Genomic DNA, 15596 nt, shown 5'->3' with positions numbered 1-15596 from the left:
TTCATCACATTGATGGAAACCACGACAATTGGAAGCCTAAGAACCTAATGGCCGTACACCAGAGTTGTCACCAACTCATCCACGGGAGCAAGCTTAAAAGCTAGGATATCTAGGAGCCGTGTGAGGCCAAAGTTTCATGCACGGATTTGAAGGAGAGGTGCCCTAGGGTAATACCTAGGCATCGACTCTAACCTATTAATGATGCAGGTTGGTATCAGTTTCGGAAATGGATGGAGAATTTTGGTACTAAACTAGGCAAGGTCACTGTTGCAGTAAACCCAGCCTATACTAGCCAAAACTGCTCTGATTGCGGCGAGGTCGTCAAAAAATCATTATCAACTCGAACTCACACTTGTAAATGTGGGTGTCAACTAGATCGCGATCACAACGCTGCAATCAATATCCTTAACAGAGCCTTGGGTACGGTGGGGCACACCGGAACCTGGATCATTGATCCGAACGCTGGGGGAGATTTGTCCTCTGCTCTTCCTGATTCCGGTCAGGCTGAGTAAGACGAGTCGTTGATCCAAGAATCCCCGCGCCTTTAGGCCGGGGAGTGTCAATAGCCAATATTCATGGTGGTTCAGAAAATGCGATCAAAGCTAATGGAGATAGACACAGTCTTATAGAAAAAATTGATAATTCTGACTTTGTAGTCCTTGATGATATGATTGACAGCGAACCTAGAATTTAAATTCTGGCAACATCGATTTCTGTTGTGCTTAAAGAGGCGATCTGAGTCAAGTTCAGACCGCACTCTATCAAGTTTGGTTCAATAGAAACTAAACGAAATTAAATACAGAATCGTTCAAATCCAGACCTATGGGGGAGTTTTCTATCAAACCAATCAAATCATTTGAACCGGAACTTTCTTGGATAGCGTAAATTCCTAGTCCCTGAATCACATCTCCAGAATCAAGGATGACGGTTTCTTCTTGCAATTCATAGCGAGCAGGATTTCCGTTGAGTTGAATACTATCCTCAAACAGATTCAAATCTGTGATGATAGCAAAATCACTCTCGCCTAGATGGTCATAGTAAGCTTGATTAGCATCACCAAGCACAAATAGATCTCCTCCAGAACCACCAGTTAGGGAGTCAATCTCATCAAAACCGGGTGTTATTGCCAAGGGATTAACACCAACGAGAGTATCATTGCCATCACCCCCAAGCAGAGTATCATTACCTATGCCACCCTCAAGAGAGTCATCGTCATTGCCACCATCGAGGAAGTCATTACCAGCATCGCCAAACAGTTCGTCAGTGCCGCCACCTCCCCAAAGGGTGTCATTTCCGGGGATAATAATTATAGGCTGCTCTCCTGGAGCATTGCGATCGCCAAATAGCCGATCGTATCCACCTCCACCACGCAGTTGATCATCATCACCCAAACCAAAGATTCTGTCGCTGTTGTTTGTGCCAGGTAGCACATTAGGATTGCTATTACCAAAAATATCTGCCATTCATGTTTGCTGTTTCATTAGCTGATAGCTGACAGCTGTTCGCGCAGCGTGCGCGTAGCGCAGATGCTTACCTAAAAGCTAGAACTTGGTAGAAATATTCCCGGTACAAATTGCAGCGAGAACATAGTTACCCTGTCGCTCTACCAACCCCATACTGTGTAGTTTGTAAATCTCTATGGGATTTAGTTCCACTGGCTCGGATGACGTGACAACTTTCTTGAGGGCCTGAAGCAACTCTGGTGATTGTTGCAGTGTTTCTAAATGTCGCCGCAAATGGTTGCTATAAATACCTGCTTCTGTTGGTGCATCTTGCCACAACTGCTGGAATGTTACCTTGCCAGAGCCAATTTCATACATCGCTAACCTTACCAGATAGGGATGACCAGATACCATTGTCATTAATTTCTCTATCTGGGCATTCTCCCAATTTAGTCCATGGAGCTGAGCCAAATTTTTTACCTGCTGTTGGTCAAACTCTCGCAACTCTACTGGAATCCCAGCGTTAAAGGAAGATTGATTTAAGTCCAAGGGAATATAAACTTCTGTAGAATGTGCTATCACTAGCCGCAGTTGCTTCCAGATATCTGAAATCTTGGCTTTCTCATGCCAGCTGCGCAGCATCCCTAAAAAGTCTTCTATTACTTCGGGGTAGGGAAAAACTCGATCGACTTCATCCAATGCTAAGACCAGGGGACAATCTATTTCTGCCAGTAAATACTCTTCAAAATAGACTGTGCAGTTATCGTTACTACCCAAAATCTCTGTATCCCAATAATCATTTAATTGATTGTCTAACTTTAACTGCCGACCAACTTTCAAACAGAGCCAGCGTAGGAATTTATCTAAATCCGTTAAAATGGCTCGGTCTACACTATTCAAATCTAAATACACCGTTTGAAAATCCTGGGATTGAGCATGAGCTAGAATCCTCATCATTAAGGAGGTTTTTCCCATTAGCTTTGGTGCTTTAATCTGAATCAGGGAACCAGGCATAATAACGGTATCGTAACCGAGAGATTCGATGCTGTCTCGCTCCACATAAAGAGGTGAATCCAGCGCCACCCAACCCGACGGAAATGGTAGCGTTGTTAGCGGCTCAGATGCTTGCTGCTCTCCATTGGTGCCCACTGATTTACCTTGACACTTTTTCCATGCTCTTTTCAGTGCTTGTTTGAAACTCTTTTTGGTAACCCTTTCTCCTAAGGCTTCTGAGAGCTTATTCCATAATTTGTTGCCGATATCTTTGTTAAGATACTCAGCACTGTAGCCATACCTATTGGCGATTTGCTCATAGGTTTTCCCTTCCCAGGAACCCTGAAGTACTTTCGTTTCAATGTCACTGAGATGTTTGCCTGTATTTTTGAAGACAACTTGATCAGCATACTCTTTTGCTTGTATCCAAGCTAACTCTGATTCTGAGTCTACTCCAGAGACTACACTCAGAACTGGACGGGAGGGGTAAAACTCATCAAATTCTTGAGCAATCATGTCAGTAAAAATGTTTTGGGAATATTAGGGCAAGGCAAGAGGCAAACGTTGAGGTAGGGTGGGCAGTGGCTAGCAAAGCGATTGTCAGCTTTTCAATTGGTCTTATCCACTGCCCACCCTACGGCTCACTACGGCTCACTCTATGCTATGAGGTACAAATAGATCCCCCTAAATCCCCCTTATCAAGGGGGACTTTGAGGTTTAGAAGCGTACCTCATAAATCCTATAAACGCTATAGTACTTATCACCCTGTTGTTGGCTATTTATGCAAGACTTCAATATTTGAATTTATTTTAAATAATTTTTATTTTTGTTAACTAAACAACTATCAAAAGTTATCAAAAAGTCAGAAGCGTTGAACGTTTAAAACATTCAACGCTTCTATGCTAAACTGACTAGGGATTAAGTAACTAACGCAAATTCTTTCTCATTTGTAACGTTTGCTAATTGATTAATCAGGTTTGTTTAAGGAAAAGCTGAAAATCCCTCAATAAAACTTATATCTCAGCTGATAAATCAAAATTAGCTTTTCCCTGACTTGGGGCATAATTTTGAGAGTTACTCACCATGGTACGAGACAACCGCAGTGCTTCTAAACGACTAACTTCTAGGTTTTGGGGTGGAATCTGCTGCCAGATATCCAAGCTTTGTAAGCGCTTTCTGGTTTTGCCTGTTGCCCCTACAATAAATACTTCACGACCTTTATCTAAGGCTTCTTGAATAGCATTTTCCAATGCTAGGGTAGCGGTAACACCTAAAATAGGTACATCACTGAAATCGAGAATCAGCACATCAAAACCTTCAATGGCATTGTGTTGACGGGAAATTGCCTTGGCAACCCCAAAAATCATCGGTCCACTGAGATGAAAGAGTACAATACGACCGTCACCTTGGTCCAATAGTACTTTTTCTTCCTGGGAAAGCTGAATTTCTTCATCGTCATAGGTAATCGCTTTAACACTGTCTGCTCTATGAGCACTAAGACGCTCAATGGTGAGGATATTGGCAATAAATACTCCTACTCCCACGGCCACAATCAAGTCAACAAAAACAGTGAGTAAAATCACCCCGTACATAATCAGGGATGCTTTCCAAGAAATTTTATGGGCACGCTTGAGGAAACCCCAGTCAATAATATCAATACCTACCTTGAGGGCGATACCAGCCAAAACAGCAAGGGGAATCGTTTTGGTGAGGGGAGCCGCCCAAAGCACAACTACTAGTAACGCTAAAGCACGGGCAATACCAGAAAGGGCACTCCTACCCCCGGCTTGGATATTAACCACAGTTCCCATGGTTGCGCCAGCGCCAGGAATACCGCCAAATAAACCGGATACTAAATTACCTAAACCCTGACCCATCAACTCTTTATTAGAATCATGTTCGGTGCGGGTTAAACTATCAGCCACCAGGGACGTTAGTAATGCATCAATGCAGCCCAGTGTAGCTAGCACCAAAGCATCAACCACCATTAACTGTAACTGTTCAGTGGTAAACACCGGCAGACGCAAACTAGGCAAACCAACAGAAATTTCTCCAATACGGCGAATATCTACCCCAGAGAAAAATACCAAAGACAAAACTGTTCCCAGAATTAAGGCTACCAACTGGGGTGGTAAGATGCGTTTCCATTTGCGGGGCATCAAAACAAGAATTGCTACCGTCAAAACCGCTAAAACAGTTTCAATCGGGTTGATGTTTGCTATCAGTGTGGGCAAACTAGTAACTGTGCCAACTACACCACCCTTAGGGCTACCTTGACCCAAGAAAGGAGCAGTTTGCAAAATAATTAGTATGATGCCAATACCCGACATAAAACCGGAAATGACGGTGTAGGGCATCAACGTAATGTATTTGCCTAGGCGCAGAAAGCCAAACAGAATTTGAAAAATTCCGGCTAACATGACCACGGTAAATGCCATAGCCAAGCCGTTGTCTGGATTAGCAGCGGTGAGGTTAGCAATTACCGCTGTCATCACCACGGTCATGGGGCCAGTGGGTTCAGAAATTAGCGTGGGAGTACCCCCAAATACCGCAGCAAAAAAGCCGATTAATACAGCACCCCACAAACCAGCTTCTGCCCCAGCACCGGAGGCGACACCGAAGGTAAGAGCCATGGGGAGGGCGATAACGGCGGCGGTTAGGCCACCAAAAATATCCCCCCTAATGTTACGAAAGTGAATTTGGTTAGTTAGTTGCATTGTTAAATTACATTTAGGTAATTGTTACATTACATGTAGGTAACTACTTTTTACTGTACTGCAAATACATCCATTAGATTTATTTAATGATCTTACTAAAATCATTTACTTAAGTCTATGGTCAAGGCACAACCCCCAGAAACATAAGCCTTTAACTTAATATTAATAATTTATTAATAAATACATTAACTTTAAAAAAACTCATGGCAATTATCGATTTGCTTTATAGGCAGGGGAGATAGGGAGATGGGGAGATAGGGAGATAGGGAGATAGGGAGATGGGGAGATGGGGAGATGCGGAGATAGGGAGATGGGGAGATGGGGATAGAGATGTAGGGTGGGCAGTGCGAACCAACAGGATTGTGAGGTTTTGAATTGGTATTAGGCACTGCCCACCAGAGGAGTAATCTTATCAAAAATATAGATGTAGGGTGGGCAGTGCGAACCAACAGGATTGTGAGGTTTTGAATTGGTATTAGGCACTGCCCACCAGATCAGTATATGTAGATGTAGGGTGGGCAGTGCGTACCAACAGGATTGTGAGGTTTTGAATTGGTATTAGGCACTGCCCACCAGATCAGTATATGTAGATGTAGGGTGGGCAGTGCGTACCAACAGGATTGTGAGGTTTTGAATTGTTATTAGGCACTGCCCACCAGAGGAGTAATCTTATCAAAAATATAGATGTAGGGTGGGCAGTGCGAACCAACACAATTGTGAGGTTTTGAATTGGTATTAGGCACTGCCCACCAGATCAGTATATGTAGATGTAGGGTGGGCAGTGGATACCAACAGGATTTTCAGGTTTTGAATTGTTATTAGGCACTGCCCACCAGACCTATATATGTAGATGTAGGGTGGGCAGTGCGAACCAACAGGATTGTGAGGTTTTGAATTGGTATTAGGCACTGCCCACCAGACCAGTAATTTTATTAAAAATCTAGACAAAAAACTCCTATTTTATAGTTAATTTGATGTCGGTATGCCGGGGAGCATGTCACTTTTGAAATTAGGTACATAGATCCCCCCTAACCCCCCTTAAAAAAGGGGGGAATTAGATTCAAAACTCCCAATTCCCGATTCCCGATTCCCGATTCCCGATTCCCGATTCCCGATTCCCGATTTCCTAATAAAAAAAAATTTCTAAAACCCCTTGACAATATATTTATTTATTGATAAATTAATAATGTAAACAAACTCAAGAGATAATTTCAGATGAGTAACAATTTTCCTCCTTCCGACAACCAAGGTGCCTTACCCAAGAAAGCCAAGCTCCTTTTGATCGGTTCTCCTGAAAAGGTTCGCAAAACAATTAATGCCATTTATTCCCTTAAGTATGCGGAGCCGGAGGAGTGGAGCACTCCGGAGCCTATGGGAAAGCCTGGTGAGGTTATGACATTTTTGATTCGATACTTTTACGTAGATTAAGATAGGAGTTTGCCAGGGTTGCCCCCTGGCAAATCAGGAATGGTGAAGGATGTTTGGTGAAGGAGGATGAAGCAACATGAAGCAAAATGAGTTGGGATGTTATTGCTTTTCAGCAGTTGCTGACTAACTCGGTAATCATGGCATAATTGAGATCTGAAATTATCGATTTTAAGCTGTACTTGTGGAACGTTAAAGTACAGAATTCGGTCAAGGATTGGGGTTAACCCAAACTTGACCGATTTTTTTTTAGGGAGTCGGGAGTCGGGAGTCGGGAGTCGGGAATCGGGAGTCGGGAGTCGGGAAAAAATCCTTTGTACCTAATTAATATGAGAAACGCTGTAATTATCCTATGTATCAGTTATTTCCCGGATTGGTCAAACCGCTGTCTGATATTGGCCCGAATATCTTCCCAATCGTCAGCTGTCATTGGTGTTGGCTCTGGGCTACTTAGTCCTTTGAGAATTTCCATTTCTAGGGCGTATCTAGTTTTCTGCTTTTGGTCAGCTCGAATTAGCTCTCGAATGTACTCGCTAGTGCTGCTATAACCCCCTAAGGCTACCTGAGCTTGAATAAACTCTTTCATCTGAGAGGGCAGGGCAATGTTCATTGTCTCCATTGGGATACTTAGTTGCTTACTACTTGTTTATAGCTATATTGTCAATAATTGCCAATTGCTTGTCAATGTAGAGACTGGCCCCGCACTCAACCCAATTGCAAGGCTGATGTTAACGGTTGTTACTACTTAGCCTGCGCCCTACAATAAAAAGCGGGAACAAAAAAATGTGAGCCAGCTGCAATTACCCCTAGATCAGCTATCAGCTAATGCGCTACGTCACAGCGTCGTTCGCACAGCGTGGCCAAACGCGCCCCGCGTGGCCTAAAGGCCAAGGCCAAAGCCTGTGCCACGTTACTTGAGGTGCTATCAGCTGATGCCCTTGGCTGACGGCTGACCGCTGACGGCTGACCGCTGACGGCTGACCGCTGAATGCTTACAGTCAAGCTTTTCGAGCTTAGTAGTACAAATCTATAAAATAAAATATATAAGTTGGAAGAACAATTAAGTTTAATTGTAAGAATTCAGGTGAGGGGGGTTGACAAAACTGAAAAAATCGGTAACCTAACAGCATGAGCAGAAAACTCGCACTGAACAAGCTAGAGCCAAAAGCCCTCAAACAACTGGCAAGGGAGCAGTTGGTATGGCTGATATTGGAGCAGCAAAAGTACATCAAGCAACAGACGACACTTCAAAAAAGTCATTCCCTAGTTCCCTATTCCCTATTTCCATTAATCCACAACTTGTGTACCTCACCTATTTAAGAAATGCTATATACCGATTTCAGCTTTTGACTTATAAGGAGAAACGGGATGTTAAGGGTCTTGGTGGGTAAGTCCTGTGGGAGATCAACCTGGTATTGAAAGTTTCCTGCATAACTTTTGGTGGTTAGCCGGATAAGTCTATAGATACTGAAAAATCAGCTATCAGCTATCAGCTATCAGCGATCAGCTTATGCCCTTGGCTGACGGCTGACGGCTGACGGCTGACGGCTGACGGCTGACTGCTTACAGTCAAGCTTTTCGAGCTTAGTAGTACAAATCTATAAAATCAACTATATAAGCTGCAAGAACAATTAAGTTTATTAAGTTTAATTTTTACATCTTTGACCCACAAAGTAAATGAATACTCCTCCCTTAGATGAGGCTCTCAAGACTTACGAAATAGCCCTTGATAACCTGGAAGATTCAGCATCACCGATGTCTGAAGAGCAAATTATTGCAGTTTTAAATGCTAGGGATTTTGTTCACGCTACTGGTCAGGCAAAAGTTTACCCTTCTTATCACCAACAAAAAACCCTTGTTGCCTTGGATGTGCGCCTCAAACAAAATGCTTGGCAGATCAGCAAGGTTATTGATTTTTCTAGCTGGCGAACTAGTTTGGAACCCCCAGACACAGCTTGGTGGTGGCATTTAGAAACAGAAACGGAGCTTGCCCGCTGGCAATGGTGGGATTGGTTATGGCGAGGATTGAGCATTGCTGGCTGGACGGCGAATCTTGGCTTGTTAATCGACCTTCTGCCTCGTTTTCTGATAGCAGGCACTGGATTTGCGGGAGCAGTAGCAATTGCTTTTCCCAGTCTTTTGACCTTATTACAAGCGATAAGCGAACTAACGGAAACCGGAAAAGAAGGATTTGATAAATTATTAATCCGACTGGGTATTCCCAAGCATTTTCATGGGGAAGCCCAGCTCGGGGCGACGGAGTTATTACTGCTAATCTTACTAGGTTTTCACTTTTATCTGCCCAATTTTTCTAATTTTTCTAATAGAAGAGGTTTTGAAAACTATAACAAGGGTCAACTCGCCAGTGCTGAAGCCCACTATCAGCAAGCCTTAGCCCTTAATCCTGATAATGTCAAAGCTCACTACAACTTAGCTGTAGTATACGAAAATTTACAACAGTTTGACAAAGCCAGAACTCAATACCAATTCGCCGTAAAAGGCGGTTTTGTTAAAGCTTATAACAACTTAGGTCGCTTGCATATTCTTAACAACAAACCCTCCTTAGCTATCCCCTTACTCTTCAAAGGTTTAGCCGGGGCTGGGCAAGCAAGCATCAAAGTTCGATACGACCTGATGAAAAACTTGGGTTGGGCTTTACTCAAGCAAGGGCGAGAGGAGCAAGCAGAACCAATTCTCCGGAGCGCGGTCTCTTTAGGCAGTAGTCCAGAAGGTATTGAAAAAATCAGCAATCGCGGTTCAGCCCACTGCTTATTAGCTCAGGTTTATCAAGGACAAAACCAGAAAACCAAAGCCCTTACCCAGTGGCAAAAATGTTGTCAATTGGGGTCAAGTGCTAATCCTGATGAGGATCTGTGGCTGGGCTTAGCTCATCAAAAATTAAAGGAGGAAAATCAATCATGTGGTCAAAACAATGGAAAACCTTAATTGCCTTTGCATTGGGGCTAGGTGTGGCAGTCCCTTTCGTCAAACCTGCCCTGCCTCAAATACGAAGCTTTAATCTAATTATCGCCTTGGCTCCTCCAGGTCAAGTCAAATTCCAGAAGCCCAATTGGTCAAATTTTCAACCAGCTTCTATTGGTAATGTACTCAGGGGGGAAGATAGGCTGTTGGTAGGCTCAAATGCTACCGTTGAAGTGCTGTGTTCCAACTGGACAACCTGGAAACCTGAACCGGGAAAAACATCCATCGTTAATGAAGGCTGTCCTACCACCGGAGATAGTAGAATAATTCATTCAGAGGATTATACCGCTCCTACTAGGGCAGCAAATAATCAAAACGCTCCTACTAGGGCAGCAAATAATCAAAACATTCCTTACCTATTAAGTCCGAGGAACACATCCTTACTCGACAACCGACCCACCCTACGCTGGCATCAGGTTGAAGGTGCAGAACGTTACTCTGTTAGGATTCGTGGACAAGCATCAGATCTAGACTGGAAAACCTACACTAGGGAGACAGAAATTCTTTATTCAGGGGAACAACCTCTAGCACCTGGTTATTATTCGTTAATTGTTGAAACTGACAAAGGTAAACGTTCTATAGAGGAAGGGGAATTGGGTTTTTGGATACTTGATGAAAAGAAAGCTACCACCCTATTAAAAGAAGTAGAGGAACTCCAGCAAAAACAGTTAAGTGAAGAAGCAAATTCCTTAGCCCTAGCCCATTTTTACATCAGCGAAAATATGAAATATGATGCTATTGATATACTCGAACAAAGCATCAAAGATGGTAATACTTTGGTAGCCACCTATCAACTGCTAGGGGATACCTACACAGAAGTGGGATTAAATCGACTGGCAAAGGAGCGTTACCTCAAAGGTTTAGAACTCGCTCAAGCAGCATCAGATTTAAACAGTCAAGCGGAAATACAAAAGCGCTTAGTAATTATTAGCCTAACTCTTGACAGTAAAGATGAAGCTTTACAGTGGTTGGAAAAAGCCCAAGTCAGTTATCGGGCTTTAGGGGATGAATCAAAGGTGCGTCAATTAGAACAGCAGAAAAGTCAAATTTTAGAGGCGGCTCTGGATTTGAATTAGGGGGTATCGGTATGGTTTAAACTTATCAATCAAATAGCTTACAGGTCAAAATCATCGGGATTTATCCCTTTTGCTTTTAATTGCTCTAGCAATGCTTTCATACGAATTCGTTCAAGCTCTAAAGCTTGCTCCGCTTGTTCTGCCCGTTGGCGTTCTTGTTCTTTTTCGAGCCTTTCGAGCTCTGCCTCTTGTTGAGCCATATCTCTTTGCTCACTAATTTCTAAATAGCTAGCAAAAGGCTCACCATTGGGATAATACAGCACCAATTCCGATGCTACTAACTCAAAGGTAATTCCTAAACGGGGACTCACCCAACCAAGCATCTGAGGGATGGGTTCTAGTTTTTCTGATGAACGCAACCAACCTTTTAGTTTTGCTCTATTTGGATCATAGAGATAGTACTCTTCTACTCCATGGGTCTGGTAAAACTTGAGTTTATCCTCTTCTAATTCTTTGATGGTGTTGGTTTCGGAGGCTATTTCAAAGGTGACTTGGGGATTAAGATTATCTTCAACCCAGGTTTTATAAGAACGTCGATGCCCTTTGGGTCTACCGATCACTACCATCACATCGGGGGCTTGGTTGATTTTGGGTTGTCCTTGTATTGGATACCACAACAAATCCCCGGCAACGAATACATTGGGGTCATCTTTGAAGTGGACTTCCAGGCCATACTTAATGGTGGTAATTAGTTCAAATTGAAGGGTATTGTCGGCCATTGGTTTGCCGTCACTTTCGGGATATAAGATGTCATCGGTGGTGGGCTGAATCTGCTGAATCATAGGAAAAATTTTCACCAAATACTGGAAGCCTATTCTATCTTATCACACCCTATAAAAAAATACCATTTTAACAGATTTTTTTTATGAATCAAACGTGTTATGATTTAATTGGTGATTGATCTTAGATTCAAAAACTAAGGGATGTGTAATGTTTAATTATAGCAATCTCCCCAAGATTTTCCCTTCAATCTCTTGGAAACTATCTTTGGTACCGGTCTCTTCTGTTTTCTTGCTCCTTGGTGCTTGTCAGACTAGTCAAACAATCAACCAAACAGTTAATCGAGGTTTAGAAATTCGCTTTCTGGCAGGGAGTGACTTAAAAGATTTTTGCGATCGCGTAGCGTGACCTTCGGTCAATCGCGCTGCCACCAAACTCAATAACTCCCAGCCTAAACTAGAGGATGGTACTCCCTTTTATCTAACCTGCGATACTAAAGGAAGTGGGGATGTGGTGGAGGAAGTTCTTAATCTTACTAAACAATTGCAATCTGGTGCGATCGCTCCTGAAGATTCCCAATTTCCTACTTTAATTTCTGTCGATGGAGAAATTTACCAGAGTCAGCTGATATTCCAGATTAATAAAATTTTTCCAGGACAGAACTATATCCCAGATTTAACTGAATCACCTCTGCTTGCTTACAGTCCGATGGTTTTTATGACCCAAGCTGATTTAGCCGGAAGTTTAGCAGCAGTGGACGATCTCTATGTTTCCTTGGTAGAGGCGAAAAATCACCAGGATCTAGACCCCAAGGCGGCTGCTTTACCAATAACCTACGTTCACACCGCCCCAACCCGTTCCAATTCTGGCTTGCAAACCCTAGTGGCTCAATTTGCTTCGGTTTCCGGTAAGCGTCCTGAAGAACTCACCATAGCTGATGTAAAAAAATACCAAGATCGGGTTCAGAAAATCCAAAACAAAATCACCCGTTACGGCAAATCTACGGGGTCTTTAGCGAAATCGATGGTGAACAACGGTCCCTTTTGGGCTTCTGTGGGCTCTGTCTACGAATCCTTAGTGATTTCTGCCAACAGTCAAGGTAATAATACGGTTAACTATCAAGCGGTTTATCCTTCTGCTACCTTTAGTTCCAACATTCGCGCCATCCTCCCCAATGCCCCATGGGTGAGTGACAAAGAAAAAGCAGCAGGGGAAAAAGTTATTGAATTCCTACGGCAACCAGAAACCCAAAAAATTGCGGTAGACTTGGGCTTACGTCCAGGGATTCCAGGGGTGCCCCTTGGCAGTAAGTTTTCCTCTGAATTTGGGGTACAAGCCAATCCTCAATACGATTCCTACCGTCCTCCTAAACCGGAAGTGGTAGAAGCGATGTTGCAAAGTTGGCAAAGCTACGCCAAAAAACCTTCCCAAGTTGCTTTAGTCGTAGATGTTTCCGGTTCTATGAGAGGTGAGAAACTCTCGGCTGTGCAGAATACGTTACTGAACTACGTGCAGAATATCGGTTCAAGGGAAAAGATAGCGATTATTCCTTTCAGTAATGAGATTAAGCAGCCCTTTATGGTGGAAGGCACACCCCAAGGAAAAGCTGAGGGGATAAAATTTATTGGTAGTCTGAAAGCTGGGGGAGGAACTCGATTATATGATAGTGCTCTTTTTGCTCGGAACTGGTTAAAACAAAATTTTAAAACAAACGCGATTAATGCGGTGTTGATTTTGACCGATGGTGATGATTCTGGCTCGGAAATTACTCTCGATAACCTCTCCAAACAATTACAAAGCAGTAACTTTGAAGCGGATGAAAGTATTGCTTTTTTCACCGTCGGTTACGGCAAACAAGGAGAATTTAGTCCTAAAGTATTGCAAACAATTGCTGAACTAAATGGGGGCTATTATCGTCAGGGCAATCCCGAAACGATTTCTAAGTTGATCGGAGATTTACAAGTTGAGTTTTAAGTCAATTATAGCAGTTATCAATTGGATGAAGTACAAATTACTTGGTTTTAGGGAGCAGGGAGCATGGAGCAGGGAGCAGGAAAAAAAATTACATGTACCTCATTAGAAGAGTTAACGCTATACAGTTTAAGTAAATTATCAGTCGCTGATTACCCATGAGGCAACCCATGTTAACGTTTGCAAATCCTCTTCATTATCCCCTAGCGGTCTTAGCAGGAGGTGTAGTCCTAGCGATCGCAGTACGAGTTGCTCGACTTCCTAGCCCCATTGCTATACCCCTAGCAGGAGTGGTCACGGTGGCTGGTGCCACTGTTCTTAAGCAAAAAGACAGTCAACGACCCCCGACCCTACAAAACCCTGCTTTGGAAAGGGAATTACAACAGGTACGACAACAGGCTCAACTGATTGCTCAGAAAGCAGAAAGCCTGCGCTCAGAATCGGAAAAACTTGCCCTTGCTACCACCGAAATGGAGCTACTTTCTACTATTCAATTTGCATGCGATCGCGTAGCGTGACCTTCGGTCAATCGCGCTTTGGAATTACCCAGCAAAATTGACCAATTCTCCCAACGTCTCCATGGTACCGACTCCCTGCTTTCGGTAACCGAGTTACAGCAGCAGTTGCAAGAGGTAGAGGCGAAAAAAACTAAGAGTTCTGGAGTCGCCAGACAACAATTACAGCAATTAGCCACCAGCTTGCAGCACAACATTACCCTGGCCAGACAAGGGGAAGATGCCAGACAAGCCCAGGTGATTGCTCTAGCTACTTTGATTACTGATACTGCGGGAGTTTTACAACAGTTGCAGAATCGCCTGCGCACAAGCAATTTAGAAGATATCCAAACCTTGGAAGAATTGCGCTCCCTCAGTACCGAATTGGCAGGTTTTCAAGACAATATGGCTCTTTTCCTATCTTAACTTGATAGTAAGCATTCAGCTATCAGCTATCAGCTGTCAGCTATCAGCTATAGCGGTTTTCAATACCCAATTGCAAACTGCTGTAAATAACTTAAGTTTAATACCAACTGATCTATTCCCTGTTCCCTGTTCCCTGTTCCCTGTTCCCTATTCCCTCTTCTCTCTTCCCTGTTCCCTGTTCCCTGTTCCCTGTTCCCTAAAAAATCAGAAAACTCAATAAAGTCGCAAACCGCTAGAGTAAATGGATAATAAAACCACTAAAACAATTACATCCCTGGGGATTATCGCTGTTTCCCTAGGCATTGCCTACGCTCCTTTCCCAGGGTTACAACAAACCCTTTATGTCGTCACTGGAACAGAATTGCAAGAACCCCTCGCTGTTCTCGAAAAACGTTTTGAAGAAACCCATTCTAATATTAACATCGAATTTAAATTCCAAGGCTCCCAGGAATTAGTCAATCGCTATCTCGATGAAAAGAATGATTTTAAACCCACAATTTTAATTCCCGCTAATGGGGTTTTGTTGAATGAGTTAAGCGTCCGCTGGCAAGCCCAAAACCCTAGTGAACCCTTTTATGATAACCCCCAACCCATTGCCAAAACCCTATTAGTAGGTATTGCTTGGCCAGAACGGGGACAAGTTCTGTTTCCCGATGGTCGTTTTCAATGGTTAAGACTGGAAAATGCCATGAAAAAGCGCAATTGGCAGGAGATTGGAGGCAATCCTAACTGGGGTAGTTTTGACTTTGTCACTACCGATCCTAATCGTTCCAATAGCGGACAACTGACCTTAAGTCTTTGGACACAGAGTAATTCTGGGGGCGCAACCTTATCCCCAACTAATTTTAATAGCCCGGAAACCCAGTCTCTGTTCGGTTTAGTCAAGCGGTCTGTCTATCAACCGCCACGCTCAACGGACACTCTATTGCAAGAGTTTATTACCCGTGGCCCCAATGAGGCAGATGTTGCTACTGTATATGAAAGCATTGCCCTCTACCGTTGGGAACAAGCAGCCCAGACTCAAAGCAAGCCCTATCAGATTTATTATTTTAATCCCACCATTGAAACGGTTTCGACAGCAGCCATTGTCCGTAGAGATGTGAACTCGCAACAGGTAAAAGCAGCACGGAAATTCCTCCAATTCCTAACTGCTCCAGAACAACAAAAAACCTTTGTGCAATACGGTTTTCGTCCTGTAGTTGGAGGTATTAATTTGCAATCGGTGTCCGGCAGTCCTTGGACAAAACGTATTCCCGGTGCAAAAACTGACCCTAATTTAAAAACCTTGGCACCACCAAATTCTGAGGTGATTGGGGAAATTCAACGGATGTGGAATCGGGTGGAATAGGG

18 protein-coding genes and 2 pseudogenes are annotated in these 15596 nt (G+C 43.4%); 13 read left to right on the top strand and 7 right to left on the bottom strand.

Features of this window, described 5'->3' with window-relative positions:
- Positions 1-194: 194 nt before the first annotated feature.
- Together F6K46_RS23245 and F6K46_RS23240 are read left to right on the top strand one after the other, a co-directional pair.
- Positions 195-512 (top strand): annotated as a pseudogene (locus F6K46_RS23245) (transposase); the annotation flags it as partial.
- 44 nt (positions 513-556) lie between these two features.
- Positions 557-694 carry a hypothetical protein gene (locus tag F6K46_RS23240; protein ID WP_293117391.1) on the top strand — a complete coding sequence of 46 codons (138 nt, stop codon included), beginning with the start codon at positions 557-559 and terminating at the stop codon, positions 692-694.
- Positions 695-782: 88 nt separating this feature from the next.
- Here F6K46_RS23240 and F6K46_RS23235 read toward each other — a convergent pair whose 3' ends face one another.
- From F6K46_RS23235 to F6K46_RS23220, 4 genes are all read right to left on the bottom strand, one after another.
- The gene (locus F6K46_RS23235) at positions 783-1463 is read right to left on the bottom strand and encodes a calcium-binding protein (protein WP_075905160.1); all 681 of its coding nucleotides are present in this window, start codon (positions 1461-1463) and stop codon (positions 783-785) included.
- A 78-nt stretch (positions 1464-1541) separates the two neighbouring features.
- On the bottom strand, positions 1542-2951 hold the full coding sequence (locus F6K46_RS23230) for an AAA-like domain-containing protein (RefSeq protein WP_293061477.1): 1410 nt from the start codon (positions 2949-2951) through the stop codon (positions 1542-1544).
- Between the two features lie 497 nt (positions 2952-3448).
- Positions 3449-5152 (bottom strand): SulP family inorganic anion transporter, encoded by a 1704-nt coding sequence (locus F6K46_RS23225; protein WP_293061475.1) that lies wholly within the window; start codon positions 5150-5152, stop codon positions 3449-3451.
- A 1028-nt stretch (positions 5153-6180) separates the two neighbouring features.
- Positions 6181-6312 (bottom strand): hypothetical protein, encoded by a 132-nt coding sequence (locus tag F6K46_RS23220; protein WP_293061473.1) that lies wholly within the window; start codon positions 6310-6312, stop codon positions 6181-6183.
- 55 nt (positions 6313-6367) lie between these two features.
- Between F6K46_RS23220 and F6K46_RS23215 the strand changes: the two genes are divergently transcribed.
- Positions 6368-6580 carry a hypothetical protein gene (locus F6K46_RS23215; RefSeq protein ID WP_293061471.1) on the top strand — a complete coding sequence of 71 codons (213 nt, stop codon included), beginning with the start codon at positions 6368-6370 and terminating at the stop codon, positions 6578-6580.
- A gap of 358 nt (positions 6581-6938) precedes the next feature.
- Here F6K46_RS23215 and F6K46_RS23210 read toward each other — a convergent pair whose 3' ends face one another.
- Positions 6939-7187, bottom strand: coding sequence for a type II toxin-antitoxin system ParD family antitoxin (locus F6K46_RS23210; protein ID WP_229415518.1), 249 nt, complete (start codon positions 7185-7187; stop codon positions 6939-6941).
- A gap of 212 nt (positions 7188-7399) precedes the next feature.
- Entirely contained in the window at positions 7400-7579 is a 180-nt protein-coding gene (locus F6K46_RS23205) for a hypothetical protein (protein WP_293061468.1), read from the bottom strand.
- A 126-nt stretch (positions 7580-7705) separates the two neighbouring features.
- Between F6K46_RS23205 and F6K46_RS23200 the strand changes: the two genes are divergently transcribed.
- The 3 genes from F6K46_RS23200 to F6K46_RS23190 all read left to right on the top strand — a co-directional run bounded on the left by F6K46_RS23200 (position 7706) and on the right by F6K46_RS23190 (position 10635).
- Positions 7706-7897 (top strand): hypothetical protein, encoded by a 192-nt coding sequence (locus tag F6K46_RS23200; RefSeq protein WP_143727904.1) that lies wholly within the window; start codon positions 7706-7708, stop codon positions 7895-7897.
- A 357-nt stretch (positions 7898-8254) separates the two neighbouring features.
- Entirely contained in the window at positions 8255-9523 is a 1269-nt protein-coding gene (locus tag F6K46_RS23195; protein ID WP_293061466.1) for a tetratricopeptide repeat protein, read from the top strand.
- Positions 9496-10635 carry a hypothetical protein gene (locus F6K46_RS23190; RefSeq protein ID WP_293061464.1) on the top strand — a complete coding sequence of 380 codons (1140 nt, stop codon included), beginning with the start codon at positions 9496-9498 and terminating at the stop codon, positions 10633-10635. Before F6K46_RS23195 ends, F6K46_RS23190 begins: the two co-directional genes overlap by 28 nt.
- Positions 10636-10673: 38 nt before the next feature.
- Here the strand turns inward: F6K46_RS23190 and F6K46_RS23185 are convergent, their stop codons facing one another.
- Positions 10674-11417 (bottom strand): Uma2 family endonuclease, encoded by a 744-nt coding sequence (locus tag F6K46_RS23185; RefSeq protein WP_293061482.1) that lies wholly within the window; start codon positions 11415-11417, stop codon positions 10674-10676.
- Positions 11418-11565: 148 nt separating this feature from the next.
- Here F6K46_RS23185 and F6K46_RS23180 point away from each other — a divergent pair, with 148 nt between their 5' ends.
- From F6K46_RS23180 to F6K46_RS23150, 7 genes and pseudogenes are all read left to right on the top strand, one after another.
- A complete protein-coding gene (locus F6K46_RS23180; protein WP_293061462.1) occupies positions 11566-11763 on the top strand; it encodes a hypothetical protein in 198 nt (65 codons plus the stop codon).
- A 72-nt stretch (positions 11764-11835) separates the two neighbouring features.
- Positions 11836-12660, top strand: a pseudogene (locus F6K46_RS23175) (extracellular solute-binding protein); the annotation flags it as partial.
- An 84-nt stretch (positions 12661-12744) separates the two neighbouring features.
- Entirely contained in the window at positions 12745-13329 is a 585-nt protein-coding gene (locus F6K46_RS23170; RefSeq protein WP_293061480.1) for a vWA domain-containing protein, read from the top strand.
- Between the two features lie 167 nt (positions 13330-13496).
- Entirely contained in the window at positions 13497-13844 is a 348-nt protein-coding gene (locus F6K46_RS23165) for a hypothetical protein (RefSeq protein ID WP_293061460.1), read from the top strand.
- Positions 13845-13862: 18 nt separating this feature from the next.
- Positions 13863-14246 (top strand): hypothetical protein, encoded by a 384-nt coding sequence (locus tag F6K46_RS23160; protein ID WP_293061458.1) that lies wholly within the window; start codon positions 13863-13865, stop codon positions 14244-14246.
- A gap of 1 nt (position 14247) precedes the next feature.
- Positions 14248-14466 (top strand): hypothetical protein, encoded by a 219-nt coding sequence (locus F6K46_RS23155; RefSeq protein ID WP_143727903.1) that lies wholly within the window; start codon positions 14248-14250, stop codon positions 14464-14466.
- A gap of 21 nt (positions 14467-14487) precedes the next feature.
- Positions 14488-15594 (top strand): substrate-binding domain-containing protein, encoded by a 1107-nt coding sequence (locus F6K46_RS23150; RefSeq protein WP_293061447.1) that lies wholly within the window; start codon positions 14488-14490, stop codon positions 15592-15594.
- Positions 15595-15596: the final 2 nt, after the last annotated feature.

This window comes from Moorena sp. SIO3E8 (assembly GCF_010692445.1).
GTDB classification, from domain to species: Bacteria; Cyanobacteriota; Cyanobacteriia; order Cyanobacteriales; family Coleofasciculaceae; genus Moorena; species Moorena bouillonii.
The sequence above is the reverse complement of the archived record's forward strand: the minus strand, read 5'-3'. Positions and strand labels throughout refer to the sequence as shown.

Coding starts and splice junctions, on each gene's coding strand:
- F6K46_RS23210 (WP_229415518.1), bottom strand. CDS start 7,187: ATGAACATTGCCCTGCCCTCTCAGATGAAAGAGTTTATTCAAGCTCAG.
- F6K46_RS23235 (WP_075905160.1), bottom strand. CDS start 1,463: ATGGCAGATATTTTTGGTAATAGCAATCCTAATGTGCTACCTGGCACA.
- F6K46_RS23165 (WP_293061460.1), top strand. CDS start 13,497: ATGTTAACGTTTGCAAATCCTCTTCATTATCCCCTAGCGGTCTTAGCA.
- F6K46_RS23195 (WP_293061466.1), top strand. CDS start 8,255: ATGAATACTCCTCCCTTAGATGAGGCTCTCAAGACTTACGAAATAGCC.
- F6K46_RS23190 (WP_293061464.1), top strand. CDS start 9,496: ATGTGGTCAAAACAATGGAAAACCTTAATTGCCTTTGCATTGGGGCTA.
- F6K46_RS23225 (WP_293061475.1), bottom strand. CDS start 5,152: ATGCAACTAACTAACCAAATTCACTTTCGTAACATTAGGGGGGATATT.
- F6K46_RS23200 (WP_143727904.1), top strand. CDS start 7,706: ATGAGCAGAAAACTCGCACTGAACAAGCTAGAGCCAAAAGCCCTCAAA.
- F6K46_RS23150 (WP_293061447.1), top strand. CDS start 14,488: ATGGATAATAAAACCACTAAAACAATTACATCCCTGGGGATTATCGCT.
- F6K46_RS23215 (WP_293061471.1), top strand. CDS start 6,368: ATGAGTAACAATTTTCCTCCTTCCGACAACCAAGGTGCCTTACCCAAG.
- F6K46_RS23185 (WP_293061482.1), bottom strand. CDS start 11,417: ATGATTCAGCAGATTCAGCCCACCACCGATGACATCTTATATCCCGAA.
- F6K46_RS23170 (WP_293061480.1), top strand. CDS start 12,745: ATGTTGCAAAGTTGGCAAAGCTACGCCAAAAAACCTTCCCAAGTTGCT.
- F6K46_RS23180 (WP_293061462.1), top strand. CDS start 11,566: ATGTTTAATTATAGCAATCTCCCCAAGATTTTCCCTTCAATCTCTTGG.
- F6K46_RS23230 (WP_293061477.1), bottom strand. CDS start 2,951: ATGATTGCTCAAGAATTTGATGAGTTTTACCCCTCCCGTCCAGTTCTG.